The 4018-nt window shown below is 40.2% G+C and carries 4 protein-coding genes; 1 reads left to right on the forward strand and 3 read right to left on the reverse strand.

Features of this window, described 5'->3' with window-relative positions; genetic code table 11:
- Nucleotides 1-34: 34 nt before the first annotated feature.
- Both KGY70_18260 and KGY70_18265 read right to left on the reverse strand, forming a co-directional pair.
- Nucleotides 35-385 carry a type II toxin-antitoxin system RelE/ParE family toxin gene (locus KGY70_18260; GenBank protein MBS3777145.1) on the reverse strand — a complete coding sequence of 117 codons (351 nt, stop codon included), beginning with the start codon at nt 383-385 and terminating at the stop codon, nt 35-37.
- Nucleotides 382-627: a hypothetical protein gene (locus tag KGY70_18265; protein ID MBS3777146.1), complete on the reverse strand. Its 246-nt coding sequence runs from the start codon at nt 625-627 to the stop codon at nt 382-384. Before KGY70_18265 ends, KGY70_18260 begins: the two co-directional genes overlap by 4 nt.
- A 114-nt stretch (nt 628-741) precedes the next feature.
- Between KGY70_18265 and KGY70_18270 the strand changes: the two genes are divergently transcribed.
- Nucleotides 742-2367: a DUF1186 domain-containing protein gene (locus tag KGY70_18270; GenBank protein ID MBS3777147.1), complete on the forward strand. Its 1626-nt coding sequence runs from the start codon at nt 742-744 to the stop codon at nt 2365-2367.
- 517 nt (nt 2368-2884) lie between these two features.
- Here the strand turns inward: KGY70_18270 and KGY70_18275 are convergent.
- Nucleotides 2885-4018 (reverse strand): TonB-dependent receptor family protein (locus tag KGY70_18275; GenBank protein MBS3777148.1); only part of this gene is annotated, 1134 nt, incomplete at its 5' end.

The following is a 4018-nucleotide window of genomic DNA, read 5'->3' on the forward strand; positions in this document are numbered from 1 at the left end:
TTACTCTTCTCGGAATTTCAGTTATAGGTGATTTTCAGTGCCCCGCGAATAACGCGGGATTATAAGGTATACCCTGGTTTATGGAATTGCGTAGGAATGAAATAAAATAGGATACGTGGGAAGAATTCCAAAACCTCAGCAGGTCAATGGTGTTATCATCAATAATTTTGTAAAATAAGGTAATTTGCTTTCTTATAACGCATCTTCTTATTCCTGGTAGGTCTGTATGTTGAAAGTCTACATTGCCTTGTTGGAGAATAAAGATGATTTCATAGACCTCATCAATGAAAACTTGTGCTTCTTTTTCTGACCAATTCTCCAATAAAAAATCAATGGTGTTATAGAAATCTTCTTTAGCCAGGTGGTTCCACCTTATTTCTCTCATTTGATATTCAGGTTGGGATATTTTTTCTTTGCTTCCTGAATTACTTCATCATGGGAAAGTGTTTTTTCTTTTTTGCTGTATTCCAATGCTTCCTCAATGGCTTCTTTTTCATTTGAATTCAAGGCGTATTGTCCTGATGATTTTAAAAGTGATAAAATGGGATTATAACATTTTTTTATTTCTTCATCGTTTAAATTGTCTATTTTACGAAACAATTCAAGTTTGAGATCCGACGTATTCATATTTCTTATAATTGCCAATTTATAGATTTAAACGTGCTTGATTTATATTTGTTTTTCAAAAATACTGAAAATAATATATTCCTTTATAATTTAGAAGAACAAAAAGCAGCCAAAATGGACGAACGATATAAACAATACGACTTCGAAATCACCACAGATCCTGACTTTTTAGCTAAAATACTAGAGGTTCCTCCTGAATTACGGGATCAGATGAGACAGTTAAATCGCAAAGCAGAAAAAGGGGGACTGAAGAATATTGAATATCTTAACCGTAAAATTAAACAGTACCCAAATGTAGCGCAATTGAAAAATTATTTATCAATTGCCTGGGGAAATTCTGGCAATGAAGAGAAAAGTATTGAGGTGAATGATTGGATAATGCAAGAACATCCCGGTTATATTTTTGCTTTTGTGCTTAAAGCCATCGAATACTACACCAGGGAAGAATATGAAAAGATGCCGGAAGTTTTGGGAGAAGCCATGGAAATAAAAGAAATGTATCCTGACAGGGAGATGTTTCACCTGGCCGAGGTCGTTTCATTTTATAAAACTGCCATTATGTATTTTACTGCTGTTGGTGACCTGGAGGCTGCAGAATCACGACTTGACATACTTCAGGATATTGCTCCCGATGATGAAGACACTGAAGAGGCTGCTTATTTAATACTGGAGACCGAATTGCAAATGGCTCGAGATAGATACCGGGAAGAGGCGGATACCCGTATAAAACCTGAATTTTCAGGACACGATCAATCGGTTCAAACCGATCAGCCCCCCGAGTTTAAGCATCAGGAGATCCATGAGCTTTATAAAGATGATTTTGAGATTGACCGGGATATTTTGGCAGAGATTTTAGAATTGCCCCGGGAATCAGTGATTGATGATCTTCGAAAAGTTCTGCAGGATTCCATTCGCCGTCATGAGTATTTTGAATTCCAGGCGGAAATAGGGGAGGATGACTACAAATCGCTGTCTTTTCCCGTACATGCTGCTTTTTTGTTGGGTGAACTGGAAGCCCGTGAAGCATTAAATGATATTCTCGAGACCTTCAGACAGGGAGAAGAGTTTATTGAATCCTGGTATGGGGATTTAATTCGGGAAGTACTCTGGCTGCCCCTGTATAAATTGAGCGAAAATAACCTTGAAGTCCTTCAAAACTTTATGCTTGAACCGGGCGTGTACACTTATGCAAAAAGTGCTGTTTCCGAAGCAGTGATTCAGTATTATTTTCATCATCCCGAACTTAAAGAACAAATTATTACCTGGTATAATAGCATTTTAACAAATTTTTTGGATCCCCAAAAAGTAAACCTGGTAGATAGCGATCTTATTGGTTTTATAATGTGCGATATCATGGAGGCGAATCTTAAAGAATTGCTTCCGGTGATTGATAAACTGTTTGATGCCGGATATGTCAATGAAGATATCTGTGGTGACCGCGAGGAAATTCATGAAGATATTGTAAAAGATGAGGGGTCTCGGTGGAAAGAAGATATTCTCTCCATCTATCAGCAGTATGATTATATCCTGGAGAACTGGTATCTTTATAATTATAATGATGATTACGACGATGATCTGCAGGAAACATACGAACCTGAATTGATGCCCGAAGATACGCCCGAAGATACGCCTGAAGTCACCCCGGTAAAACACAACCCCAAAATAGGCCGGAATGATCCCTGCCCTTGCGGAAGCGGAAAGAAATATAAGAAGTGCTGTTGGAATAAGAAAGAAGATTGAGACGGCGAGGAACAAACTTTGCCCCTCGCACCCCGTTTGACCGATACCCGCCTAACTTAACAAAGCTGGCTAAATGCAACTACTTTCGAGTGATTTTAATCAATAACCTCAGGTATTTCGGTCGGACGGGTTAAGACTTTTTCCGCTGCCAACCCCTTCGATTGATCTTAAACTTCCTATGCCTGGCTTTAAGATTCGATTGTTTCATCTTAAGCATCAATTGATCGATATCAAGCTGCCATTGTTTCAGGTCCAGATCCGGTTGTTCCGCTCTAAACTGTCATTGTTTCGCTCTGAGCTGCCATTGCTTTAACTTGGACTGCCATTGTTTCAGGTCAAGCTGCCATTGTTTCAGTTTGGCATGTCATTGCTTCAGGTCAAGCTGCCATTGTTTCAGTTTATGCTGCCATTGTGTTACCTTAATATTCAATTGATTCACCTGAAGATGCCATTGATTCATCTGATCATTCAATTGATTGAGTCGAAAGGGTCATTGTATTGCCTTAGGAAGCAGTTGTTAAAATCCCTTATCCCTAAATTTTTCTACTTTCTCTTTTTCCCGGCCGATATGCTCAATTGTTTTGCCCGAGGCAAACCTGTAGCTTAGCCTGAACCAAACCGGGAAAGTAGACATCCGGATGTCACCGGCTGAATGCCTGTAAAAGTTTTTTCCCTCTATCTCTTCCCCATAATAGGTGAAATTACGCTTGAATGGAATGGCCGTTTTGATCCCTGCACGGAAATTTTTGCTGATTTTTTTCTCTATTCCCATAAAATAGAGCGCATCTTCAAAAGCAACCTTTTGCATGCGCACTTCCGGACTGTTGTATTGAAACATCATTGAGGCTGTGATGCCATATTTCAAGCTGAATACCGCTGATAATCCCGACTCATACCCAACATCACGAACAGGGAATATGTTGTATTGCTCTGACATCTTGTTGGTAAAGGTTTCAATTTCATATATCCTGAAATAGGGATTCATTGAGAAGAAATTGAATGGTTTTAATGCACCTTTAAATTGAAGCCCATACCTGTGAAAACCTCCCATGTTGTGCGCTTCTGTAACCAGGGTATTGTTGTTGACAAACATCAGGTCGTTGAATACCCGGGAGGATTTATTGTAGAATAACCGGCCCGAGAGATAATTTTGGGCCGATCTGAGCGAGTAGGTGAGCGATATTTCATCACTGGTTTCGTTTTGCAGGCGAGGATTGCCGCTATGGATAGCAAACGGGTCGTTTACTGAAACAGCCGGATTAAGCTGATAGATGTTTGGCCGGTGTACGGTCCGCCTAAAGGCCAGCTTTATGTTCTGTTTCTTGTTTAGCTGATAGCTTATATTGGCAGAAGGCAACCATGCGAGATCGTTGTAATCAAACCGATCCGGCATGCCGGAGACCGATTTTTCAACGCGGGTTCCCGCACTTATAAAAAGGGGAGAGGCAGTAAACGAAATCTTACCGTAACCAGCCAGGATGTCTTCATGATAGGAAAAGCTCTTTTGGTTCCTGTCTTCCATTTGCCTGAGCCTTCCTTTTGCTCCTGCAGCAAAATTCCACCGTTCATTTGGCCGGGAAGTATAGTCGATTTTCACGATTCCCGTATGTTGAACCGGGCGTAAGGTATTGTCAATGTTTTCAGAAAAAGA

Source organism: Bacteroidales bacterium (assembly GCA_018334875.1).
Classification (GTDB): Bacteria; Bacteroidota; Bacteroidia; order Bacteroidales; family UBA12077; genus JAGXLC01.

Bases quoted from the DNA above. Each gene is read 5' to 3' on its own strand.
- KGY70_18260 (MBS3777145.1), bottom strand. From the start codon at position 385: ATGAGAGAAATAAGGTGGAACCACCTGGCTAAAGAAGATTTCTATAAC.
- KGY70_18265 (MBS3777146.1), bottom strand. From the start codon at position 627: ATGAATACGTCGGATCTCAAACTTGAATTGTTTCGTAAAATAGACAAT.
- KGY70_18270 (MBS3777147.1), top strand. From the start codon at position 742: ATGGACGAACGATATAAACAATACGACTTCGAAATCACCACAGATCCT.